General features: G+C 68.6%; 1 protein-coding gene. It reads right to left on the bottom strand.

Translation table 11 applies throughout. The annotated features are described in order from the left end of the window. On the bottom strand, positions 1-287 hold a 287-nt coding region (locus EN862_RS35790; protein WP_193771654.1), incomplete at both ends, for an alpha-E domain-containing protein.

The following is a 287-nucleotide window of genomic DNA, read 5'->3' as shown; positions in this document are numbered from 1 at the left end:
GAGCGGGTCGAGCGCCAGCAGATCGATCACCGTGCGCCGCCCGGCCTGCACCGGATATTGCCGGCGATGGGTCATGACGCTGTCGCCGATCTCCAGCATCATGTCGAGCGCGCCGTCCGGCGCGCCTTTCCTGGTCAGCCGGGCGAGCATGCGGGCGATCTGGATGCCGCGCTCGAGCCGCCGGCCGATTTCGAGGAAGCGCCAGCCGGTGAAGCGGTACATGTTCTCATGCAGCAGGCCGGAGAACCCGGCAAGCTTGCGCAGGATCACCGTCATCGCCCGCGTCG

It is taken from the genome of Mesorhizobium sp. M2E.F.Ca.ET.219.01.1.1, from assembly GCF_004016445.2.
Classification (GTDB): Bacteria; Pseudomonadota; Alphaproteobacteria; order Rhizobiales; family Rhizobiaceae; genus Mesorhizobium.
The sequence above is the reverse complement of the archived record's forward strand: the minus strand, read 5'-3'. Positions and strand labels throughout refer to the sequence as shown.